The sequence below is a fragment of the Pseudomonas tremae genome, assembly GCF_001401155.1.
Lineage (GTDB): Bacteria > Pseudomonadota > Gammaproteobacteria > Pseudomonadales > Pseudomonadaceae > Aquipseudomonas > Aquipseudomonas tremae.
Window position 1 is genome coordinate 98,176 of sequence record NZ_LJRO01000073.1, and the last position, 24,202, is coordinate 122,377.

The window sequence follows — 24,202 nt, forward strand, 5'->3', positions numbered from 1 at the left end:
GCGCTCATGAACAGCTTCCTATCCCAGTAATGCTGCGTAACCCGCCTTGTAATCCGGGTACATCGGTGCCCAGCCCAGCGCACGTGCCCTCGCATTGCTGCAACGCTTGCTGCCAACGCGCTGCACGCTGACATCGTCAGACCATTCGGTCACACCCAGATAATCGCGTATCCACGCCACCACCTCGGCCAGCGCGGCCGGATCATCGTCGACGCCCAGATAACAAGCCTCCAGTGCCACACCGCGTTTATCGGCTTGCAGCAGGTGCTCCAGCAGGCCTGCGGCATCGTCTGCGTGAATCCGGTTGGCGTATACCGGCGGATCAATCCTGACGCTGTGCCCTTGGCGCACGCGATTCGACAGGTCGTTGCGGCCCGGGCCATAGATGCCTGTCAGCCGTACCGCCGTGGCGGGCAAGCCGCTGTTCAGGGCAAGCTGCTCCGCTTCCAGCATCACGGTGCCGGTGTAGCCGCCAGGCTCGGTCACGGAGTCCTCGTCCACCCACTCACCATCCTGTTGGCCATACACACCGCTGCTCGAGACAAAGAGCAGCCGCTTTGGCTGCTGGCCGGTCTGCTCAAGCCAGTTCAGGACGTTGCGCAGGCCTTCGACATAGGCCATTCGGTAACCCGCCTCGTCGCGCTGTGAGGGCGTCGCGCAATACACCACGTAGTCCAGCGTTGTCGAAGGCCATTGCGCGGGTTTCACAGGCTGGAACAAGTCACCCTGCACGCCGATAACGCCAGCTGGCAGCTCTGACACGGTACGTCGCAGCCCATACACAGCCCAGCCGTGCGGTAGCAACCGCGTGGCGAGCCGAGAGCCGATATCGCCGCAGCCGGCAATCAGAAGTGAAGGAGCAGTCATTCGGATATCTCCACAGGAAGGTGGTGTCAGCACCTTTTAAAAGAGTCGTTGAGGGGCGTACGGTCAAGCCAATATGTAAAAAAGATACAGTATTACTTTTGTTAACAAGAACGATTTGCAATAATGGCAGCCCATTTGTTCCCGATGAACGTCGATTGCTTCACGCGACGCACTGGAACCATCCCCTATTTCTCTCTCAGGTCAGGCCAGCATGACACGCATTCAATCAATCGCTTCGCCAACCAAGCTGCCCCGCCTGCCTCGTGCATGGCGCGGTATCGCAGCCCTTGTCTTGAGTCTGATGCTCGCACCAATGGCGCTCGCTGATCAATCGGCACCGGCTTCTGCGCCATCCGCTGCGCCAGCTGCAAGCGCACCAGCCGCCACTGACGCCGTCGCGCCAGATGCTGCCGCACCCGCGCCAGCGCTGGAGCCAGTGGCCGAGGACAACAGCCTCGGCATGGCGCACGACCTGTCGCCGTGGGGCATGTATCAGAACGCCGATGTCGTGGTCAAAGCGGTCATGATCGGCCTTGCCATCGCCTCGATCATCACGTGGACCATCTGGATATCCAAGGGTTTCGAGCTGCTGGGCGCCAAGCGTCGGCTGCGCGGCGAGATTGCCAATCTGAAAAAGGCCCGCTCGCTGAACGAAGCCAGCGCCAGCGCCAGCAAGGAAGGCACCCTCGCCCATCTGCTGGTGCATGACGCCCTTGAAGAAATGCGCCTGTCGGCCAACAGCCGTGAGCGCGAAGGTATCAAGGAACGCGTCAGCTTCCGTCTCGAACGTCTGGTAGCCGCCTGTGGCCGGAACATGAGCATGGGCACCGGCGTGCTGGCGACCATCGGCTCGACAGCACCGTTTGTGGGCCTGTTCGGTACGGTATGGGGCATCATGAACAGCTTCATCGGCATCGCCAAGACCCAGACCACCAACCTCGCCGTGGTCGCCCCCGGCATTGCCGAAGCGCTGCTGGCGACGGCTTTGGGTCTGGTTGCAGCCATCCCTGCGGTAGTTATCTACAACGTGTTTGCTCGCTCCATCGCCGGTTACAAGGCACAGGTTTCCGACGCTTCTGCACACGTCCTGCTGCTGGTCAGCCGTGATCTGGATCATTTGCCAGAGCCGACCGAGCGCAATCAACAACAACCGCACATGGTCAAGGTGGGCTAACACGTGGGCCTGCATCTTAACGAAGGCGGCGACGATCTCGCCGAGAACCACGAAATCAACGTGACGCCGTTCATCGACGTCATGCTGGTGCTGTTGATCATCTTCATGGTGGCTGCTCCGCTGGCCACTGTGGATATCAAGGTCGACCTGCCAGCCTCTACGGCCAAGCCGCAGCCCAGGCCTGAAAAGCCTGTCTTCCTCAGCGTCAAGGCAGACAAGGTCCTGTACCTCGGTGAAGAGAAGGTCGCTCGTGAGCAGATCGGTCAGGTTCTGGATGCGCGGACCAAAGGCAAGAAGGACACTACGATCTTCTTTCAGGCCGATAAAGGCGTCGATTACGGCGACCTGATGGAAGTCATGAACACGCTTCGGAGTGCGGGTTACCTGAAGGTCGGGCTGGTAGGTCTTGAGACGGCTGGTAAGAAATGATCAATACGCGCCAAAAACTGACGCGCTATGGCGGTAGTCTGTTGGTGGTGCTGGCGGTGCACGCTATCGCAATCATTGTTGCCGTTCGCTGGCCTGCTCCGCAGCCTGTCGAATTGCCACCGGCTGCCATGATGGTCGAACTTGCGCCAGTGCCCGAGCCCGCTCCGCCGCCACCGCCCAAGGTCGTTGAGCCGCCGCAGCCACCCGTGCCCGAAGAGCAGGCGCCCATGCCGGAATTCGCGCAAGCGCCAAAACCGGAAATCGTGGTGCCCAAGAAAGTAGAGAAGCCCAAGCCAAAACCGCAGCCGCCCAAGCCGCAGAAAAAGCCTGAGCCGCCCAAGGAAGAGCCCGCTGCCGAAAAACCGGTCGACACGCCGCCAACGACCGCCAAGCCGGAAAAATCAGCAGCTCCGACGCCGCCTGCTCCGCCTTCGCCACCCAGCAACGCGTTGCCGAACTGGCAGGGTGATTTGCTCGGTCATTTGAGCAAATACAAGAAGTACCCTGAGGATGCGCGTCGTCGCGGCATGCAGGGCGTTGCCCGTTTGCGTTTTGTTGTGGACGCTGATGGCAACGTGCTGTCCTACTCGATTGCCGCCAGTTCGGGCAGCTCTTCGCTGGACCGGGCGACCATGGAGATGATCCGTCGCGCGCAGCCGTTGCCCAAGCCCCCCAAGGAAATCCTTAACAACGGCACCATTGAAATCCTCGCACCGTTCGTTTATTCGCTCGATAAGCGTTGAATCGTACTTTTGTTACGCATGAGTGCTTCTGATAACGTGCGTCTATCGATTGCACCCGCTATGCTGGGGCCGCAACTTCATGGACGCACGTTATGACTCTTACAGAATTGCGCTACATCGTCACGCTTGCTCAAGAGCAGCACTTTGGTCACGCAGCCGAACGCTGCCATGTCAGCCAGCCAACGCTGTCAGTGGGTGTGAAAAAACTCGAAGACGAACTCGGTGTGCTGATTTTCGAGCGCAGCAAGAGCGCTGTGCGTCTGACACCTGTCGGTGAAGGCATCGTTGCTCAGGCGCAAAAGGTGCTCGAGCAGGCGCAAGGCATTCGCGAACTGGCCCAGGCAGGCAAGAATCAGCTGACCGCACCGTTGAAAGTCGGCGCGATCTACACCGTCGGCCCTTACCTGTTCCCTCATCTGATTCCACAACTGCATCGGGTCGCCCCGCAGATGCCGTTGTACATCGAAGAGAATTTCACGCACGTGCTGCGTGACAAGCTGCGTAATGGTGAACTGGATGCCGTCATCATTGCCTTGCCGTTCAACGAAGCCGATGTGCTGACCCTGCCCCTTTACGACGAACCGTTTTCGGTACTGATGCCGGCTGATCATCCCTGGACCCAGAAAGAGTCCATCGATGCCTCTGCGCTCAACGACAAGAGCCTGTTGTTGCTGGGTGAAGGTCACTGTTTCCGTGATCAGGTACTTGAAGCCTGCCCTGCACTGGGTAAAGGCAATGAAGGTTCCAGGCACACCACAGTCGAGTCCAGCTCGCTGGAAACCATTCGCCACATGGTCGCTTCCGGACTGGGTATTTCAATCCTGCCGCTGTCGGCGGTCGATAGCCATCATTACGCCCCTGGCGTGATCGAAGTGCGTCCGCTTACACCGCCTGTGCCTTTCCGTACCGTCGCCATCGCTTGGCGTGCGAGCTTCCCGCGGCCGAAAGCCATCGAGATTCTTGCTGACTCTGCACGCTTGTGCTCAGTGGCGCGCCCGAAACAAGTCGCGAGCTAGGCAGAAAAGAAAAATGAGCGAGCTTTCCCGGGTTTCGGTCACGGCGCTCAAGGGCGTCGGTGACGCGATGGCAGAAAAGCTGGCCAAGGTCGGTCTGGAAAACCTGCAGGACGTGCTGTTTCATTTGCCGTTGCGTTATCAGGACCGGACCCGCATCGTGCCGATCGGTGCGTTGCGTCCTGGTCAGGATGCCGTTATCGAAGGCGTCGTCAGCGGCGCCGACGTGGTGATGGGCAAGCGTCGCAGCCTGCTGGTAAGGCTCGGTGACGGAACAGGCGTTGTCAGCCTGCGTTTCTATCACTTCAGCAATGCCCAGAAAGAAAGCATGAAGCGCGGCACGCACTTGCGTTGTTTCGGTGAAGCACGGCCTGGTGCTTCCGGGCTGGAAATCTATCACCCGGAATACCGTGCGATCACCGGCGATGAACCTGCGCCCGTCGAACAGACACTCACGCCGATCTATCCCACTACCGAAGGTCTTACTCAGCAGCGTCTGCGTCAGCTGTGTCAGCAAAGCCTTGCAATGCTTGGCCCCAAAAGCCTGCCGGACTGGCTGCCGGAAGAACTGGCCCGGGATTATCAACTGGCGCCGCTGGATGACGCGATCCGCTATCTGCATCATCCGCCTGCCGATGCTGATGTCGATGAATTAGCCCTCGGGCATCATTGGGCGCAGCATCGCCTTGCCTTTGAAGAGCTGCTGACCCACCAGTTGTCCCAACAGCGCCTGCGTGAAAGTCTGCGCTCGCAGCGTGCGCCAGCGTTGCCGCTCGCGAAAAAACTGCCGAAACAATTTCTCGCCAATTTGGGTTTTACACCCACCGGTGCCCAGCAACGCGTCGGCAAGGAAGTGGCTTACGACCTCAGTCAGCCAGAGCCGATGCTGCGCCTGATTCAGGGCGACGTGGGCTCGGGCAAGACAGTTGTCGCTGCGCTGGCTGCCCTGCAGGCGCTGGAAGCGGGTTATCAAGTGGCGCTTATGGCACCCACGGAAATTCTCGCCGAGCAGCATTACATTAACTTCCAGCGCTGGCTCGAGCCGCTGGGCGTGGGTGTAGCGTGGCTGGCAGGCAAGCTGAAAGGCAAGGCGCGTGTCACCTCCCTGGAACAGATCGCCAGTGGTACACCGATGGTGGTGGGCACTCATGCGCTGTTTCAGGACGAAGTGCAGTTCAAGAACCTGGCACTGGTGATCATCGATGAGCAGCACCGCTTCGGCGTTCAGCAGCGCCTTGCGCTGCGCAAAAAAGGCGTCGGGGGGCTGATGTGTCCGCATCAGTTGATCATGACCGCCACACCGATCCCGCGCACGCTTGCCATGAGCGCCTACGCTGATCTGGACACCTCGATTCTTGATGAGCTGCCGCCTGGCCGCACCCCCGTCAATACTGTGCTGGTTGCCGACAGTCGCCGCCTGGAAGTCGTCGAGCGTGTGCGCGCCGCGTGTGCCGAGGGCCGGCAGGCGTACTGGGTCTGTACCCTGATCGAAGAATCAGAAGAGCTGACCTGCAAAGCCGCTGAAACCACATACGAAGAGCTCAGCAGCGCGCTGGGCGAGGTACGCGTCGGGCTGATCCACGGGCGCATGAAGCCCGTAGAAAAAGCCGCGATCATGGCCGAGTTCAAACAGGGCGCTCTGCAGTTGCTGGTGGCCACCACGGTTATCGAAGTCGGTGTCGATGTGCCGAATTCCAGCCTGATGATCATCGAAAACCCCGAGCGCCTCGGTCTCGCTCAATTGCACCAGTTGCGCGGGCGCGTCGGGCGCGGCAGTGCCGTCAGTCACTGTGTGCTGCTCTATCACCCACCGCTTTCGCAAATCGGTCGTCAGCGGCTGGGGATCATGCGCGAAACCAACGATGGCTTCGTTATCGCTGAAAAAGACCTTGAACTGCGTGGCCCCGGTGAAATGCTCGGAACACGACAAACGGGCCTGCTGCAATTCAAGGTCGCCGACCTGATGCGCGATGCCGATCTGCTCCCGGCTGTCCGCGACGCAGCCCAGGCCCTGCTTGAGCGCTGGCCGCAACATGTGAGCCCGTTGCTGGACAGATGGTTGCGTCATGGCCAGCAGTATGGCCAGGTGTGATGCAGGCTACGCTTTGGACACCACGTGCAACCGAAACGGAATAACGTGGTTATACTTCAAAAAATGTAGGAATTTGGACAAAGCTCATGACAGAAGTTGCCCACGTCAATGATTCGCACCATGCACCGTCGGTCATCCGGCAGTTGCTTGAAAAATTGGCCATCAGCTACAACGAAGTCGTGGACGACAAAAGTCTGCCTCCGGCACGCAAGGTTCAGGCCGTGCTGGTCGAGGACGCTGTCGGCGCGTTGCTTATCCTGTTCCCGCAAAGCCAATTGCTTGACCTGAGCCGGATCACCGAGCTGACCGGACGACAACTGACCGCCGTTTCTCACGATCGGCTGGCGCGCATGCTTACCAAGCACAACCTGCAGGTGTTGCCGGGTCTCCCTGCGTTGACCAGCTCACCATGCCTTTACGATGATCGTCTGCTGCAAGAGCCGACACTGCTTGTAGGGTCGGGCGAACCGGGTCTGTTGCTGGAAATCAGCAGTGACGATTTCAAGGGCATGCTGAGCAAAGCCAGCGCGGCTCACTTCGGCCAGTCCGTGATGTCGATTCATCCGAACCTTGATCGTCCTGACGATGATCCCGCAGAAATCACCCAGGCCATGCGTGCGTTTACAGCGCGCCGCATTCAGCAGCGTCTGGAAGCGACCCTGGAGATTCCGCCGCTGGCCGGAACCGCACAGAAGATCATCAAGCTGCGGGTCGATCCCGATGCAACCATCGACGATATCACCGGCGTGGTCGAAACCGATCCGGCGCTGGCTGCACAGGTTGTCAGTTGGGCGGCATCGCCATACTACGCATCGACCGGCAAGATTCGTTCGGTCGAAGATGCGATCGTCCGCGTGCTGGGTTTTGATCTGGTGATCAATCTTGCACTTGGTCTGGCTTTGGGCAAAACCCTCAGCCTGCCCAAGGATCAGCCACAACAGACCACGCCTTACTGGCAGCAATCGATCTACACCGCAGCGGTCATCGAAGGCCTGACCCGCGCGATCCCGCGCGCCAAGCGCCCGGAAGCCGGCCTGAGCTACCTCGCAGGCTTGCTGCACAACTTCGGTTATTTATTGCTGGCGCACGTATTCCCGCCGCACTTCACGCTGATCTGTCGCCAGCTCGAAGTCAATCCGCACCTGCACCACAGCTACATCGAGCATCACTTGCTGGGTATCAGCCGTGAGCAGATCGGTGCCTGGCTGATGCGTTACTGGGACATGCCGGACGAACTCTCTACCGCGTTGCGCTTTCAACACGACCCCCACTATGCCGGCGAGCATTACGCTTATGCCAATCTGGTGTATCTGGCGGTCCGCCTGTTGCGGGCGAATGGCGTAGGCGCCGGCCCGGAACAAGAGATCCCTGACGAACTGTTCGACCGACTCGGCCTAAGCCGTGAAAAGGCCAACGAGTCTGTAAGAAAAGTGCTGGAAGCAGAAGTATTGCTGCGCGAACTGGCGTCACAGTTCAGTAAGTAGCCTGTGGGTTGGCAGGCAGTGCCTGCGTTGTACACAACGCTGACTGCCTGGGAGGCCCATGAAACGGGGCTTCTGCCTGGTGGCCTCGGTTGTGTCTGATTTTCGGTATGCACCGATTTTGCTGCCGGTTCCCGGCAGTTCCTGGACAAGTCCACTCCTGCATCACGCCAGATGCCACGGCAATCTGTCTCTGTTCAACAATAAATTTCCACAACCGTCGATTGAAAGCTTTGTGAAAGCTTGGGCAATTAGCATCGCTTCACTTCCGGCAAAAAGACCGGTTAGCCAGGAACGGACTCCAAGGTGTTTCAGGCCCAATTAACAACAATAATGGTGATTCCGATGCTTGCTGACTTCTCTGTGTACACCCTTCTTGCGCCCCCACTCCACGTACCGATCTGCTGAGCTGACTGGTTCAATTCACGTTCTGTAGCCGTTTGACGTCTGGAGTATTCCCATGCTGACTTTCCTTGGCTTTGCCATGGTTATTGCGTTCATGTACCTGATCATGAGCAAGCGCCTGACTGCGCTCATCGCTCTGATTCTGGTTCCGATCATCTTTGCCCTGTTCGGCGGTTTTGCGTCGCAGATCGGCCCGATGATGCTCGCCGGTATTACCAAGCTCGCGCCGACTGGCGTGATGCTGATGTTCGCCATTCTGTACTTTGCGCTGATGATCGACTCCGGCCTGTTCGACCCGGCCGTGCGCAAGATCCTGAAAATGGTCAAAGGCGACCCGATGCGCATCTCGATCGGCACCGCGGTGCTGGCGCTGGTGGTGTCCCTCGACGGTGATGGCGCGACCACTTACATGATCTGCGTTGCTGCCATGCTGCCGCTGTACAGCCGCGTCGGTATGAGCCCGCGCATCATGGCCGGCCTGATCATTCTGGCAGGCGGCGTGATGAACATGACGCCGTGGGGCGGCCCGACCGCTCGTGCGGCCAGTGCGCTGCACGTCGATGCATCCGATATCTTCGTACCGATGATCCCTGCCATGCTGGCCGGTGTGGTTGCGATCCTGGCGATTGCCTACTTCTACGGCAAACGCGAGCGCGCCCGTCTTGGCGAACTGCACCTCAAAGGTGATGAAGTCGACCACAGTGAAATCAGCGTCTCGCAGTTTCCGGATGCACGTCGTCCAAAACTGATCTGGTTCAACGGCGCGCTGACCCTGGCGCTGATGGTTGCCCTGATCATGGGCCTGCTGCCGCTGCCGGTACTGTTCATGATCGCCTTCAGTATCGCGATGATCATCAACTACCCGAACCTGCAGGACCAAAAGGATCGCGTATCGGCCCACGCCGGTAGCGTATTGGCAGTAGTAGGCCTGATCTTTGCCGCCGGCATTTTCACCGGCATCCTGTCTGGCACTGGCATGGTCGACGCGATGTCGAAAAGCCTGCTGGCAGTTATCCCGGACGCACTGGGCCCTTACCTCGCTGTCATCACTGCGCTGGTGAGCATGCCGTTTACCTTCTTCATGTCCAACGACGCGTTCTACTACGGGGTGCTGCCAGTGCTGTCTGAAGCCGCCGCTCATTACGGCATCAGCCCTGTGGAAATGGCCCGCGCTTCAATTGTCGGTCAACCGGTTCACCTGCTCAGCCCGCTGGTGCCGTCGACCTACCTGCTGGTTGCTCTGGCCGGTATCGAGTTCGGTGACCATCAGCGCTTCACCCTGAAATGGGCGATTCTGGTGTGCATGTGCATTCTGGTTGCCGCACTGCTGATGGGCATCTTCCCGCTCTACAGCAGCATGTAAGCCTCGCTGCGCTACCAGAGACTCGCCGTCGACTTGACCGTTGACGGCGAGTTTTTGCGTTTGGGGTATTTATGCACGGAACGCAGCAGGGCGCTTCAAGGCGCGTTTTCTATCGCCGAGGGGCAGGTCACACATAATTGATGCCCTTGGCGTTCTCGTCGGTAGCGCTGATCTTCTTGTCGAAGGAGTCCTCACGACCAGACTGGATGGCATCAAGCACGTCCATATGCTGTTTGTGCATCGCCTCCCGGGTTTGCAAATCTGATTTGGCTTTGAGAAGCGCTTCAGCGTGATGCATTTCATTCTGATGCTCTCCCATGCTGTTCATACCTTCAGCAGGGCGCGGGTCTGCATCTTGTTGCCTGTCGAGATCAGAATGAGTTGTCTGAGGATCGTCACAATCTTTAGTCGCTACGGGCTTTGGTTGCTTTGCATTGATCCTTGCCCCGTTCCTCTCGTCTTGGCCAGAACTTCTCGCAACAGACTTATCCACACGCGCACTGTGGCGCTGTGCCTGATTTAACGCAGTGCCCAACGAACTCAACGTCGCGCCTGCGGGTGGCATGCGCGGTAATGATGACGAAGCAGAACTGGCTTGCGCGTCTGGCAGAGATGCAGGCGAGGGTGGAGCCATTTCGTCGGGTGACGGCTGCCAAGGATTGAGCTTGCCTGCGCTGTCCTGCATAGACACTTCGACCAGGTTTAAGTCCTGATTGTGGTCGGGCTCGAACCTCAAAACAGGACGATATGTCGAGTTGCGCACTGCAATGGCAGGAACACCGAACATGTTGTCACCCAGCGAGGCCAACTCGAACAGTTTCCCTTTTTCGATACTGGTGCTGATGTGGTTACCGATGACGCTACGGTTCCTGTTCAACCACCTCGTCGAACCCGCATTGATCATGCGCGAGGAGTCGGGAATGGAAATTTTTTCTGTGCCTTGAGCGGTCGGACTTTTGCCGGCGGTTGATGTGAGTGACGTTATATTCATTGAGCAAACTCCTTTTACTGCCGCTGAGTGGCGCTTCGCTGTAATGAGTTCCTTGCTGTGGGGCATCCGTTGCCATGGCTATGGCGCTCGGCGGCGAGTTTCGCGTTCAGGGTATTCAATTATTCGAAGGCCGATATTGCAACGCTTCAGCCAGATGGCTGCGATTGATCGCATCCACCTGCTCCAGATCAGCCAGGGTGCGCGCTACCTTCAGCAGCCTGTGGGCCGAGCGCAGTGACAAGGTCAGGCGCTCACAGGCTGTTTCCAGCCAGCGTTCGTCAGTGCTCGACAACGCGCAATATTTGCGCAGCCCCGGCAGATCAAGAAAGGCATTGGCGCAGCCCTGACGACGCTGTTGGCGTTCGCGTGCCTGAGCAACTACCGCTGCGGCGCTGGCAGTGTTTTCGCTGGTGGTCTGGTCGGGATTGAGCGCCGTAGCCTCACGTGCGACGGTCAGGTGCAGGTCGATCCGGTCCAGCAGCGGACCAGACAGCTTGTTGCGATAACGCTGCACCTGCTCGGTAGAACAGCGGCAGCGTCCGGTCGGCTCGCCGAGATAGCCACAGGGGCACGGGTTCATCGCAGCCACCAGCTGAAACCGCGCCGGAAAGCGCACGCGGTCCCGTGCCCTGGAGATCACGATATGCCCGGACTCCAGCGGTTCGCGTAAAACCTCCAGCACTCGACGATCAAACTCCGGCAGTTCATCAAGAAACAGAACACCATGATGGGCGAGGGTGATTTCGCCAGGTTGCGGACGACTGCCACCGCCCACCAGCGCCGGCCCGGATGCCGAGTGATGCGGCTGCCGAAACGGTCGCTGCGGCCAACTGGTCAACGGCACTTGGCTGGCGACCGACTGAATCGCCGCCACCTCCAGCGCTTCGTGCTCATCCAGCGGCGGCAGCAAGCCCGGCAGGCGACTGGCAAGCAGTGTTTTACCCGTGCCAGGCGGCCCGCTGAACAACAGGTTATGCGCCCCGGCAGCGGCAATCACCAACGCACGCTTGGCAGCTGTCTGACCCTGTACTTCGCTTAAATCGGGATACGGCTTGGGCTGATGCAGCAAGCCGCTGGACTGATACGGCGCAATTACCGCGCGGCCGTTGAAATGCGCGACCAGCTCCAGCAAGTGATTGACGGCAATCACCCGCAACCCGGAAGCCAGACAGGCTTCCTCGGCGTTCACCGCCGGGATGATCAGCGTCCGCTCTGCCGCGCGTGCAGCCAGCGCAGCAGGCAACACCCCCTGAATCGGCCGAATCGCCCCCGATAGCGCCAGCTCGCCCAGGCATTCAACATCCTGCAACGCAACCAGAGGCACTTGCCCGCTGGCGGCCAGCAAACCCAGGGCAATCGCGAGGTCAAAGCGACCGCCATCCTTGGGCAGGTCAGCCGGGGCCAGATTAAGCGTGATACGCCGCGCCGGGAAATCCAGCCCGGAATTCAGAATGGCGCTGCGCACCCGGTCTTTACTCTCCTTGACCGCACCTTCCGGCAGCCCCACCAGCGTCAGGGCTGGCAGGCCGTTTGCCAAATGCGCTTCAACAGTAACCGCCGGGGCTTCCACCCCGACCTGGGCACGACTATGGACGATGGCCAGCGACATAGATCATTCCTTGATATGAGCGATGGGCGGGTATCGTGCTTTATTTGGCGGGTGAGGGTAGGCGAGGAATGGATACAGAGTGTGAGTGGAGGAGGGATTGAAAGGTCCGTGCCCGGATGCGAGTCCAATCGGAATGCTCATTTACAACACGTAGACTCCGGTTGAACCGCGGTGGTCAAAAAAACCGTTTTGGAACGACTTAACCGTTAAGCCGCTGCGTAAAATGCTTGTGACTTTTTTATGACAACTATAGGAACTGAACGGGTTGCATAGCCACTTAAACTACTGTCGTTTATGGCTGCCACGGAGAAGGCATTAATTAGCAATTTTTATAATGCTCTGGACGTTCAACCTGTAACAACGATTTGAAACGCGTCTTCCTCGGCTTGATGCCGTTGCTTCTTCGTGGGTGATAAACGGAATATAAATTTACTGTACAGGGACTTAATAATAATTATGGTAAAGATTACCTCTTCCGGATTTACTGCCGTTTCAGAGCTTCAAGACATGGACAGGGCCTCGCCCGCGGTCAGTCCTCCTCCCTCCCCATCGCCAGAACCCTTGGCTGCCGAAAGTGAGTCGTCTCGCAGAGGCGGCATGCGAAATCGACCTCATGCAGGTTTGAATAGCCAGGTACTCGGACTGCAAGCCGTGCCGTCGCAGTCTGGAAGGCGTGTTCGCGTCAGAAACGATGCGCAGGGAGAAAGTGTCATTAATGCCTGGCTGGCAAAGCGACCGCCGGTTCGCAGCGAAACCAGCCTTGGTAACGACGGCAAGCTACTGCGCTATGCCGCTGTACCCCACGACCAGCAAGCACCGAGCAATGAGGCCTTTTTCACCTCCGTACCTGGCATGTTGATGGCAGTTTTGACGGTCCATCCGCAAGTCGAGCGAGGTATCAGCGGGGAAATAAACGCTGATGGCGTAGCTGCCCGACTTGCCGAACCGCCAATAGGATTATTGACAGGGGTCTGGCAGTCTTCCCCGGATCGAGCCTATCTAGAGCGAGGCGGTGTGGTTCATGCCGCAAGTCTGGAAGGACGCTGGACGCCCCTGACGCTGCCTGGCATGGATCGCCGTGAGCCACTGCGGATGATTGGTTTGCAGGCGGACGGTCGTGTCTATGTACATAACGGCAGTCAACTCTGGCGCGCAACCGAGACGTCTGCCGAGTCCGTGGCAACCCAGCGACCTCCTGCAGGTGCGGCAGTACGGATTGACGCCGGTGGCGAGGTGCAGTGGCTGCATAAGGGAGTGCTTCATTCGAATGGCAGTTCCCGTGCTGTCGAGCTGTGGCGGTCAGCAGCCAACAGCCAGGGTAGCGAGCAGAGCCCGGCGAGCCCCATTGATTTCCTGCCATTGCCGAGCGGCAACGCTGCGCTGGTCCTGGATGATAAAGGACGCGTTTATCAAGCCGAGCTGCAAGGTAACGGGCCTGTAGAAGCCCACCGGCTGAACTTGCCTGACGATTTTTCGCGGGCTAAAGGCTGGGCCGTGACTGCTATGGGATTGTCCAGGGACGACACTGTTCACCTGATGCTGCAGGATCAAAACGGTAGGCGCATGAGCTTGCAGCAAGCGCCAGGCGAGGCGCTGTTTCGTCCAGCGTATCTGCTGGATCGCCCCTTGCTGCTGCTCCACACCGAGGGACTGCATGTTCCATCGGACGCAGATGTGCAGTCGCGTGTTCAGCTTGATGGTCATGCTCAGGTGGGGCATATAGACGGCGTGCTTCATTATCAGCCTGCTCCCGACCAGCCATGGGAGCGGTTAAAGCAGCCCGGTGGCGAACCGCTCACCGGTGTCACATCTGTTCACTCATCTGCGTCGGGATTTATTGACAGGAAACCGGTTTTTGCTTTGTGTGGTGATGCCCGGCAAGTCTTCGAACTGAAGCTGGAGGGGCGAACCTCATGGTTGCCGAGTGATGCCGAACTTTCGCGTTATCCTGCGGGTGGGCCCTTGGCGGTCGTACCGGATACGGTCGGGGTACGTACCGGTCTTATCGCGCAGTTTGACGAGCCAGTACGCGCGCTGTCGGTTCACAGCAATCGTCGGAGTGTCGCGCTGACAGAATCGGGGCGATTAGTGGCCGCCGCAGGTGGCGAAGCCCGCCAGCTTCCATCGTTGCAGCGCCCCCTTGCCATCGCTATTGGGCTCAACGATCAGTTGCTCGTACTGCATCATCCCCATAACCAACGGCCTCAGTTGAAACGGTTGAGCGCAAACGATGACTGGGAGCCGGTGCAGATAGAGCTGCCGGGCACTGTTCATCCTTCAAGTCTTCGTGCCACTCGAACAGGGCAAATACAATTACAACTGGGAGAAAACTGGCACACATTACTGCCTTCAATGACGTCACACGACAACCAGCCTTTGCCGGCACGCGTAAAGCCTGAGCCGGAGGGGGATGAAGTGCCTTCGGAGAACTTTCTTGCGGGTAGCAACGCCCTCGCCAATCAACAGCAAGCCAGTCGTATCAGCACACCGCATCATGACGCGTCATTGGTGACAACGCTGTTGGGGACAACAGCAAATAACCCGCTGACCACGGCGTCAAGCCTGCAGGCAGTGGTTGATACAACTCGCGCTCAGGTTGGCGCATTGACGAGAGATGTATTGGGCGCCGCGGTGAATAGCACGGCGCGGGCAATGGCACACACGCTTGGCGTTGTTCTGCCACCGACCGCTCAGGAGAGACGCCTGGCCGGTTTCCACAATGAGGCGAAACAGGCTTATGCATCAGGCAAAACGCTGTTCGAAAATCTGCCGACGCTCGCGCAGGTGCGTGTCGATTTGGCCGTAGGACCGTCTGACGGAGAACGGTTCGGGCTGTCACATCAGCAAACACAACGCTTGTTGAACCTGCGAGAAGAGAAACTGGAAGCCTTGTTGCGTGACTTGCGCAAGATCGGCTTCCATGAAGGCGTAATCATGGGCGATATGGGCGGCAGTGACAGTGCGCATGATCTGAGTTCTACCACCTCTACGCCGACGTTCCGGATGGCCGAGCTATGGCGACGACAGCACTCGCAAGTGGATAAAACGCTGTCTTCCGTCGGGTTGTCCAGGTCGGAAGACATGTTGCCGAACCTCAACATGAGCATTAAAGCCCTGGCTGCAGGCGCTGCGCTTTACGCTGATCGTATGAGCGAACGTGAGGCTGAATTGCTGGGTGTCTTGTACGAGGTCAGCGAAAAAATGATGCGTGCCGGCGTACGTTTACCGGCTGATGATGGATACGCTGATAGCGCCAGTCGCAATGCTCCCTACGGTTTGCGAACAGCGGGGTTGGTTGCCGGCCTGGTGGATTATGACGAGCTGTTGAGAAGCACTGACGCGCAGGCGCTCGAAATGGCTGATAAGCGTCAGCAAGATGCCAGGCTTCCGGCGCTGTGCAAACTCGGCCTGTCTTCGTGGGGGCAATTAGCAGCCTTCGATGACGTGGTGACGACGTTTCGTGAACAGATAACGTTGCCGGGATCGGCGCGCCGCACTCAGTTGCTCAAGAATCTTGGCTTGCCGCCCGATGCCAAGCCGGACGAAATGGCGGCGCGTATGTCCGACCTACTCCTGGATCTTTTCAACAGAAGTACTTTTTTCTCGACGCAATCGCGTGGTCTGGAACTTCGCGGTTCGTTGGGCGCGTCTGACTGGAAGCATCTTAATGCGTTCAGCGTCGGGGTGACTGGCGAGGCGCTTCAGGTGCTTGGTGTAGAGCGTATCGGCGATGGCAAGGACAGCGATGCCGGGCTGGTCGCGTTTTTTGTGCGCCATTCCAAGGCCTCTGTAGCAGCAACGTCCGGGGTAGGAATCGACTTCAAGCCGGGCGCTGGCAGCGGCGGACGTGTTCTTGATGCGCGGCCGGGGCGCTCGATGAACTCGACTTGGGGAGGCTCCGGCAACCTGAGCCTGTCCGGTGCGTATCAACATGGTCAGGGCGCCGCCGTAATCATCGCGCCTTCGACGATTTCCGATTTCGTGCGGCTGTTGTTCGACGTCGATCACCCCGATAGCACCCAAATCCTGCGCACCGGTGTGAACGGTGGTTCGATTGGCCTGGACCTGTTCGAAACCAATTTGAATGCGTCTGTGGGGGCGAACGTCAGCGTGTCGCCATTTAGCTTGAGCCAGAAATACGGGCCACAAAAGCCGACGGCAGCTGCTGCAGTATCCAGTGCAGACAACCGGCGCAGTACCGCGTCGATGGCGTTGTCGGCAGGCGGGACAGCTCAGGCTGGCGCGCACTGGGGCCAAATGGAGTTGCATCTGGATCACGCCTGGGCAGATATCATCGGTCTGGAATTTCAGGGGCGCACGGATTTCAATCTTGAGTTCAATAGCAATCTGAACCTTGGGGGCTCGCTGTCTTCTGCACTCGGCAATAACCCTAAAAAGCTGATAAATGCGTCCACTGGGAACGGTAACTTGCAGCTCGCCGGCATCCGCGTTGCGTCAAGCGATGTGCAGTTGCCGACCGATGCCGCAGTGGACGATAAGCGTCGGGGCCCTTTTTTGTCGACGGCCAGCTATAAGCGCACCTTTGATACTGAGGTCGCCAAGCCTGTTACGGCCAAGGAATGGAACATTATGCGTCAGCGTCTGGCCAGCGCCTTTCCTGACAATAGCGGGGAGTTGAGTGCCCTCAATTACTCTGCCAGCGCTGGCCAGCGTATTGCAGCAATCGAACAGATGATCGACCGCATTCAGGGTCCCGAGGCGCGCAGGGTGGAAGCCGGTGGTGCCCTTGAGGGTGGGGCTCTGCGCCGTCAGCGCTTCAATGCGGCCAGAGAAATGTCGGATGCGCACAGCAGCGTGTGGCGTGCGAGCTCCGAAATTGACCGCGCCTCGGTAGTGGAGATGCTGCATCAATTGCGTCAGCAGGACCAAAGCGCCGTTCAGCACCGTGCCAGGGCCATTCCGGGGGCGCGCGTGGAGTTCAACCTGTTCGGGCGTGAATCTCTGGAAACAGTAGTCTTTCACGCCATCGGTCATCTGGGGCTTGGCAGCAAACTTAACGACCTGGCGGAGCTGCGTCGCAAGATACCTGGCCTTGATCAGGTCATGCTCTGTTTCCAGTCGTTGCCCAACGTCAATCAGGTGCGATATGTCTTCGAGATGCGTCCACAGGCGAGGTTCGCCATCAACGACGCGTTACTGGCACGGGAGCAGAACGCTTCGGCACGCGCGATCGGTTTGCAGGGGCCCTCTGCAAGCGAACTGAATTGGCGCGGCGTTCTGGACAAGATCAAAAACACGCCTGATCTGTATCGACTGGCGGCGATTGCCGTACACAACACTGATGAAAACCCGGTGACTTCAAGAATAGGCCTGCCGCTGTTGAATGTTTCGGCCACTGGCGCGACATCGCATCAACTGTTCGAAGCAGAGATCCAGTTCCGCTACGGTCTTTATGACGGTTTGCAAGGTATTGAAGTACTGGAAGCCGGAAACAGAGCGTTGCAGAGACCGTTAAGCGCATTACAAGGATTCGGTCTTCAGGCCTTGGGGCAGAGAACGCAGGCTGGGGAAGTTCCTTACTCCCCTCCGTCGCCGCGTAGAGAGACAACGATACGCGCCACAGGCGATGTTGCTGAGCGAACAACCAATGACCTGATAAGCCAACTTGACGGTAGAGTTCAGCGTATGAGTTCGGCGCTTAAGCGTGAGGCGAAGGCTATCGGTTCGTTTCAGCAGGTTTATGGGCTGACGTCCGCACATATAGACAGGCTGCTTGTACGCATCCCTGAATTGCCAGTGCCTGAAATTGATGACCGTGACGCTGATGGAGAAGGCGCGCAGGGGACGTTTGCGTCGCTTGATCGATATCATCAGACACTGGATCAGGCTGAGCAGGACATGCGTCAGGCCAGCGAAATGGTGTACACGACAACTGGCGATCAGACCGCGCAGGAGGAGAACCCGGCTTCGGCCCATCTGCTTACTGTTGAAACGCGTCGGCGTTCACTCGGAAATGCCATAAGAACACTTGCTGAAGAAGGGGCGAAAGTGGGCACGGCGACTGGGCTTGAAATTAACCGCATCTCATCGCAAGTGGATGACAAGGTCGCACGTCGAGACGCGCTCCTGATGCAACTTGAAAGCGGCGGTCAGGAGGGCAGTGGCAACAGCGAAGAGATGGCGCTGGAGCTGCAAAGCATTAATTCATCGCTGCAATGGCTGCGCGCCCATTGGCTTGGCGAGCAGCAAGCGATGGACGCGACCGCTAAACGCCTGGACCAGGCAAACCGCGCTGCTCTTGAGGGTGAGCGCAGCTTCAGCGATGCCGTACGTGACATGACGTGGGGCGAACTCGATAAGACGCAGCGGTGATTTCGCTGTTCCCTGCAACAACAAATGAAGCGGCCTGAGGGTCGCTTCATTTGTTTTGTTGATTCGTCAGTCGTTTCGCTGACGGTCAACGTTCGTTATACAAACCGCGTGTGCTCAGCGCTGATGCGTGACCTGTGCCACGCAAGTTCTTTATAACGATTCCCTGACCACCAGTGGGCAATCCACCTGCTGGGTGCCTGAAACTTCGAGACCTTCTATCAAGTGCCTGGCGGCATTGCGACCGATCTCGTAATACGGCAGTTGCACCGTGGTCAGTGCAGGGATGAACAGTTCGGAGATGCCGATCATATTGTCATAGCCAAGCACGGCGACATCACCGGGGATTTTCAGGCCACGGCCCAGCAGCAATTGGTAGGCACAAAAGGCAATGCGGTCATTGCCGCAGATCAGAATGTCGAACTGCGGACGGCCATCAGTCATGTGCCGTTCGAGGATGCCTGCGGTTTCTCCATAGGCGTCATGTTCGGACAGGTTGTATTGCAAGAGCTCGCCGGTAGCCAGGCCGAATGCCTGGCAGGCACGCTGCATACCCGCTTGCCGAATTTTCCAGGCCAGGCTCTGTTTTGGCAGATTGATAAACAACGGGCGTCGATAACCCTGGCTGAACGCGTGATGCAAGGCGCGATACTGCCCGGTTTCGTCGTCTGGCACATAGCTGACGAGGCTGCTGTCATCAGCCACGCAATTGGCGAGCACCAGTGGTTTGCTCTTCAAGCGCTGCGGAATGCTCACTTCGCGCAACCCCATGGCGCTGAAGATCAACCCGTCAGGCCGGTGTGACAGCATCAGGTCGATGTTCTGGTCGGTTGGCGGGTTGCTTAGCAGGTTTAGGATAAATACGTTCCAGCCTGCTTGCTGCGCGGTCTGTTCGATGGACAGCAGCAGCTCGACCGCGAAGGGTGTTGTCGCGGTGTCCAGGGCAAACACGCCGATCGTTCGTGTCTGCAGGTTGTCGCCGCGAATTCTGCGAGCCGACAGGCTGGGTACGAATTGAAGCTCGTCAATCGCGCTGCGGACTCGCTGATAGGTCTCGGGGCTCAGTTTTTCCGGATTATTGAGCGCTCGAGACACCGTCATCAGGGAAACACCGGCCAATCGTGCAACGTCTTTAACTGAGGTCATGCGAGGCGGGGCCTGTCAGGTTGACTGATGATTATCATGCTACAGAGGCCTGATTTTTTTCGCGACGTCAATGATTTACCTACACGTAGCCCGAGGAGAGTGTCCAGGCGTTTGCAATACAGACTCGGCCTCCGGTTCCGTTGGCAATCAGCTTGACCCCCAGGCTGTCGTTCTGTGGATAAAAGCGGCTGCTGAGGGTGAAGCTGCCATTTTGGTCGAACACCTCGATGGAGGAGCGATCAAGGAAGACTCTCAGCTCGAGCCGGTCCTGTTGCGGATCTATTGCCACGCTGCGTTGACCGAAAACGTGGGTACCCGACTGGTCACGGTCCAATATCAAGCGCTTCAGCGAAGCATCGTAGTAAAGCAGAGTCTGCTCTTTGCCATCTGTGCTGCAGCGCAGTGCCACGCCAAGGCGGCCTTTGATGCAGTCGCGCAGGTCCAGGCTCACATGAATTTCGAGCAGGTCGCCGTGTACATCAGTCAGCCACCGGGTACCCGCTTCGCTCCACCATGAGGTGCCTGACATCGACGTGTTGCGCAATGCCGTCAGTTCGCGTGCGGGTTGCACGCAAAGGCGATCGGCACGCAATTCAAGTTCGCGCGGAAGGCCGAGCATGCCGCGCCAATGATGCGCCGCGCTGGGGGTCGGGCTCTCCCACATATCGAGCCACGCCCACACCAGACGTCTGCCATCGGCAGCCACCAGCGTTTGCGCTGCATAGAAGTCGTGGCCGTTATCCAGCTCGATGAAAGGCCCGCCAGTGAACTGCCACTGCCTGTCGACCTGACCTACTCGGTAGCCGGTATGAAACTTGTTCAGTCGCTCGTAGCCCTCAGCGGGCATGCCTTGGGGCGAGTAAAGCAGTACGTCGCGTGCGTCGAGGCGAAACAGGTCGGGGCATTCCCACATATAGCCATCGCCCTCGTTGCCGGTGGACACATAGTTCACGAATTCCCAGACGTGCAGGTCCGCAGATCGATACAACGGCAGTAGCGGCGTGTCACCCAGACGCGCGCCAGCAATCAGGTACCAATGGTCATCCTGCTGCCAGACCTTGGGGTCACGAAAATGAATAATCGCATCTTGCGGCGGGGTATCGATGACGGCGCCATGTTTGGTAAAGCTGATGCCATCGACACTCGTGGCCAGGCACTGCACCTGACGGATAAAGCGCTCGTCGCCCACGTCACCCAGCCAGGTGTGCCCGGTGTAGATCAGTGCCAGGGTATCGCCACACACCACGGCACTGCCGGAAAAACAACCGTCCTGGTCGAAGTCAGCGCCGGGTGCCAACGCAATGGGCAAATGCTGCCAATGGACCAGGTCAGCGCTCTTGGCGTGGCCCCAGTACATTGGACCCCACTTCGCGTCGAAGGGGTGGTGCTGATAGAACACGTGATATTCGCCGCGAAAGTACACCACACCGTTCGGGTCGTTCATCCAGCCAGCAGGCGGGGCCAGATGATAAGCGGGTCGATAATCGTGGACGATCTGCGACAGGCCATCCTTGAGCGCATCGTGCGCACGCTCGAGGGCGGCGGGCATTGGATCGCTCATGCCATTCACACAAACACTCATAGGGTACCCGCCTGTACGACGTGCGCCGTGGTGTCGTTGGTCTGGTGCTGATGGGTATTTGGGTGTCGCCTCAATGCAACGCCATCGGCGTCGAACAAGTGCACATTGCCAGTATCCAGTTGCAGCGCGACCCGGTCGCCCACTTGCCATCCGGCTGTGGCTTCGCAACGACAGATCAAGGGTTCGTTCTCGCCTGTAGCGAGGTGTACATAGACCTCGCTGCCCAGATATTCAACGCCGGTCACGCTAACGCCACTGCCACTGTTTGCAGCACTGAGGGATATATGCTCCGGACGTACGCCCAACGTCAGTTGCGCGTCGTCAGCCAGGTTCGAGCTGTCGAAGGGCAGGAATGCCATGCCCAGTGCCGGGATATCAATCAGGCTGCTGCGGTTCGCCGCGTGCAGGCGCACTGGCAGGAAATTCATTCTGGGCGAGCCCAGAAAACCGGCGACGAAGCGGCTGGCGGGGCGTTCGTAGAGCTCGCGTGGCGAGCCAATCTGTTCGACCCGACCGCCGTTGAGTACGACAATCTTGTCCGCCAGGGTCATGGCCTCTACCTGGTCGTGAGTGACGTAGATCATGGTCGAGCCCAGCCGTTGATGGAGCCGGGCGATCTCGTTGCGCATCTGCACCCGCAATGAGGCATCGAGGTTGGAGAGCGGTTCATCGAACAGCAAAATATCCGGTTCCCGCGCCATGGCTCTGCCCATTGCCACACGCTGGCGCTGCCCGCCAGACAGTTCCTTGGGCTTGCGTTGCAACAGCTTGTCCAGTTGCAGGATTTTTGCGGTTTTCAGTACGCGTTCACGCAGGCTGCTTTTTTCGGTCTTGGCCAGCTTGAGACCAAAACTGATGTTGTCGTAAACGCTCATGTGCGGGTAAAGCGCATAAGACTGAAAGACCATGCCGACGCCACGCTCGCGCGGTTCCAGTGCGTTGACGCGTCGTCCGTCGATCAGCAGGTCGCCGCCACAGATCGAATCCAGCCCTGCGATCAATCGCAGCAATGTCGACTTTCCGCAGCCCGATGGCCCAACGAACACAACGAACTCACCTGCAGCGATCTCCAGGCTCACGTTGCGCAGAATACGTACGCCGCCCAATTGCTTGTTGATGTTGGCTAGCTTTAATTTCATCACGATGCTGTTCCTTGTCATGATTGTGCATCAACCCTTTAACGCGCCGGCAGTGAGGCCGGAAACGATGCGGCGCTGGAATATCAGCACCAGAATCACCAGCGGGACGGTCACAATCACCGACGCCGCCATCAGCAAGCCCCAGGGCAATTCGTGGGAGCTGCCACCCGAAATCAGGGCGATGGCGACCGGCACCGTGCGCTGGGCGTCTGTCAGGGTGAAGGTCAGGGCAAACAGGAATTCGTTCCACGCGGCAATAAAGGCCAGCAGGCCTGTGGTGACCAATGCCGGCCACAGCAGCGGCAACAGCACACGGGTCAGCGTGACCCAAGGCGAGGCGCCATCCATGATGGCTGCTTCTTCCAGTTCATGCGGCAGTTGCCCCATGAACGTGGTCAGCACCCAGACGGTGAAGGGCAGGGTGAAAATGGTGTAGCTCAAAATCAACGCCCATGAGGTGTTATAGAGCCCCAGCATGCGGATGACTTCAAACAGCCCCGACAGCACCGCAACCTGCGGAAACATAGAGACCCCGAGAACCATCATCAGCACCGTGCCGCGCCCACGAAACTTGACCCTGCCCAAGGCATAGGACGCTGTCAGGCCGAGAAACAACGCGAGCATCACTACACACAGCGAAACCACGAGCGAGTTCGCGATGGCCTGAAGGAATGAAGGCTGGCTGAGGACCGTCGTGTAATTGGAGAAGTCGGGTTCGGTGATCCAGTAGCTCGCCTCAAACAAGGCACTGGAAGGCTTCAGCGATGTCACGATGGCGTAGTAGAAAGGGAAGATCGCGTAGAACAGCAAGATCCCGACAAGGCACCAGAAACCTGCGCGCAGCAGTGCTTTCTTCAGTTGGCGCAGGTTCATGAGCGCACCTCCAGTTGGCGGCGTCCGAGGTACAGATAAAGCATGGCAATCACCGCCACCACCAGAAACAGCAGGGTCGAGGCTGCGCTGCCATAGCCGACGTCCTGAAACTCCACCAAATGCTGGCGGGCATAGACAGACATGCTCATGGTGCTGGAGGAGTTGGAGGTCAGGACATAGATAACGTCGAAGACCCGCAACGAATCGAGGATGCGAAAGATCGCCGCGACCAGCAAGGCCGGCATCAGCAGCGGCAACGTGACACGCCAGAACACGCGCAACGGATGAATGCCGTCGACTCTGGCGGCTTCGTAGCAATCACTTGGCAGCATCTGCAGGGCTGCCAGCATCAGCAGGGTGACGAAGGGAACGGTCTTCCAGACGTCGACGATGATGACTGCCCACATAGAGAGATCCGCATCTGCAGTCCAGGCCAGAGGCGCATCGATCAGGCCAAGGCCCAGCATCAGGTGGTTGATGATGCCGAACTGATCATTGAGCATCCATGACCAGATCTTCGCCGAGACAATAGTCGGGATCGCCCAAGGGATCAGAATCAACGCACGGACCAGCGCGCGTCCAGTGAACTTGACGTTCAACAGCAATGCCACCAATAGTCCCAGGATCATCTCCAGGCCTACCGACACCACAGTGAAGTGCAAGGTGTTGCGCACTGCGTGCCACCACTGTGGATCGACCAGAACGCCTGACCAAAGGGTGCCGTCGTAAAACAGATAGTTGCTCAAACCGATGAATGAGCCAGCTTCAGTGTCCGACAGGTCGGCGTCAGTCAGGCTGAACCAGAATGTGCGCAGCAACGGCCAGGCCGCCACCAGCGTCAGGCACACCAGCATCGGCGTCAGAAACAGCCAGGCGGCCCGTACCCTGCGACGTTGTACAGGCGTTTCTCGAGTGATGAAGGCGTCGTCACCGGGAAAGTCGATAGAAGAGGAAGGCATTGTGAG

16 protein-coding genes are annotated in these 24,202 nt (G+C 58.5%); 8 read left to right on the top strand and 8 right to left on the bottom strand.

Annotated elements, in window-relative coordinates:
- Positions 1-18 precede the first annotated feature (18 nt).
- Complete coding sequence (locus ALO43_RS04860) at positions 19-867, bottom strand: SDR family oxidoreductase (protein WP_024690465.1); 849 nt, start codon at positions 865-867, stop codon at positions 19-21.
- Between the two features lie 211 nt (positions 868-1,078).
- Here ALO43_RS04860 and exbB point away from each other — a divergent pair, with 211 nt between their 5' ends.
- The 7 genes from exbB (at position 1,079) to ALO43_RS04895 (ending at position 9,567) form a co-directional block, all read left to right on the top strand.
- Positions 1,079-2,041: a tonB-system energizer ExbB gene (gene exbB, locus ALO43_RS04865; RefSeq protein WP_024690466.1), complete on the top strand. Its 963-nt coding sequence runs from the start codon at positions 1,079-1,081 to the stop codon at positions 2,039-2,041.
- A 3-nt stretch (positions 2,042-2,044) separates the two neighbouring features.
- Positions 2,045-2,470, top strand: coding sequence for a TonB system transport protein ExbD (gene exbD, locus ALO43_RS04870; RefSeq protein WP_024690467.1), 426 nt, complete (start codon positions 2,045-2,047; stop codon positions 2,468-2,470).
- The gene (locus ALO43_RS04875; protein WP_024690468.1) at positions 2,467-3,213 is read left to right on the top strand and encodes an energy transducer TonB; all 747 of its coding nucleotides are present in this window, start codon (positions 2,467-2,469) and stop codon (positions 3,211-3,213) included. The genes exbD and ALO43_RS04875 overlap by 4 nt, the downstream gene beginning before the upstream one ends.
- 92 nt (positions 3,214-3,305) lie before the next feature.
- On the top strand, positions 3,306-4,229 hold the full coding sequence (locus ALO43_RS04880) for a hydrogen peroxide-inducible genes activator (RefSeq protein WP_005887731.1): 924 nt from the start codon (positions 3,306-3,308) through the stop codon (positions 4,227-4,229).
- 13 nt (positions 4,230-4,242) lie between these two features.
- Entirely contained in the window at positions 4,243-6,318 is a 2,076-nt protein-coding gene (recG, locus tag ALO43_RS04885) for an ATP-dependent DNA helicase RecG (RefSeq protein WP_005887733.1), read from the top strand.
- An 86-nt stretch (positions 6,319-6,404) separates the two neighbouring features.
- Entirely contained in the window at positions 6,405-7,802 is a 1,398-nt protein-coding gene (locus tag ALO43_RS04890) for an aminoacyl-tRNA deacylase and HDOD domain-containing protein (RefSeq protein WP_024668927.1), read from the top strand.
- Positions 7,803-8,259: 457 nt separating this feature from the next.
- Positions 8,260-9,567 (top strand): CitMHS family transporter, encoded by a 1,308-nt coding sequence (locus ALO43_RS04895; RefSeq protein WP_005887737.1) that lies wholly within the window; start codon positions 8,260-8,262, stop codon positions 9,565-9,567.
- Between the two features lie 127 nt (positions 9,568-9,694).
- On the opposite strand, the gene ALO43_RS31800 is transcribed toward ALO43_RS04895, so the two are convergent.
- The gene (locus ALO43_RS31800; RefSeq protein ID WP_054997187.1) at positions 9,695-10,558 is read right to left on the bottom strand and encodes a type III secretion system major pilin HrpA; all 864 of its coding nucleotides are present in this window, start codon (positions 10,556-10,558) and stop codon (positions 9,695-9,697) included.
- 115 nt (positions 10,559-10,673) lie between these two features.
- Positions 10,674-12,167 (bottom strand): YifB family Mg chelatase-like AAA ATPase, encoded by a 1,494-nt coding sequence (locus tag ALO43_RS04905; protein ID WP_024668929.1) that lies wholly within the window; start codon positions 12,165-12,167, stop codon positions 10,674-10,676.
- A 597-nt stretch (positions 12,168-12,764) separates the two neighbouring features.
- On the opposite strand from ALO43_RS04905, the gene ALO43_RS04910 reads away from it, so the two are divergent.
- Positions 12,765-18,500, top strand: a complete 5,736-nt coding sequence (locus ALO43_RS04910) for a hypothetical protein (protein WP_054997188.1) — start codon at positions 12,765-12,767, stop codon at positions 18,498-18,500.
- 150 nt (positions 18,501-18,650) lie between these two features.
- On the opposite strand, the gene ALO43_RS04915 is transcribed toward ALO43_RS04910, so the two are convergent.
- The 5 genes from ALO43_RS04915 to ALO43_RS04935 form a co-directional block, all read right to left on the bottom strand.
- A complete protein-coding gene (locus ALO43_RS04915) occupies positions 18,651-19,643 on the bottom strand; it encodes a LacI family DNA-binding transcriptional regulator (protein ID WP_005887746.1) in 993 nt (330 codons plus the stop codon).
- A 79-nt stretch (positions 19,644-19,722) separates the two neighbouring features.
- Positions 19,723-21,225, bottom strand: coding sequence for a glycoside hydrolase family 32 protein (locus ALO43_RS04920; protein ID WP_054997189.1), 1,503 nt, complete (start codon positions 21,223-21,225; stop codon positions 19,723-19,725).
- On the bottom strand, positions 21,222-22,367 hold the full coding sequence (locus ALO43_RS04925) for an ABC transporter ATP-binding protein (protein ID WP_174518489.1): 1,146 nt from the start codon (positions 22,365-22,367) through the stop codon (positions 21,222-21,224). The genes ALO43_RS04920 and ALO43_RS04925 overlap by 4 nt, the downstream gene beginning before the upstream one ends.
- A 27-nt stretch (positions 22,368-22,394) precedes the next feature.
- Positions 22,395-23,237, bottom strand: a complete 843-nt coding sequence (locus ALO43_RS04930) for a carbohydrate ABC transporter permease (protein WP_005887752.1) — start codon at positions 23,235-23,237, stop codon at positions 22,395-22,397.
- Positions 23,234-24,196 (bottom strand): carbohydrate ABC transporter permease, encoded by a 963-nt coding sequence (locus ALO43_RS04935; RefSeq protein ID WP_005887755.1) that lies wholly within the window; start codon positions 24,194-24,196, stop codon positions 23,234-23,236. The genes ALO43_RS04930 and ALO43_RS04935 overlap by 4 nt, the downstream gene beginning before the upstream one ends.
- Positions 24,197-24,202 lie beyond the last annotated feature (6 nt).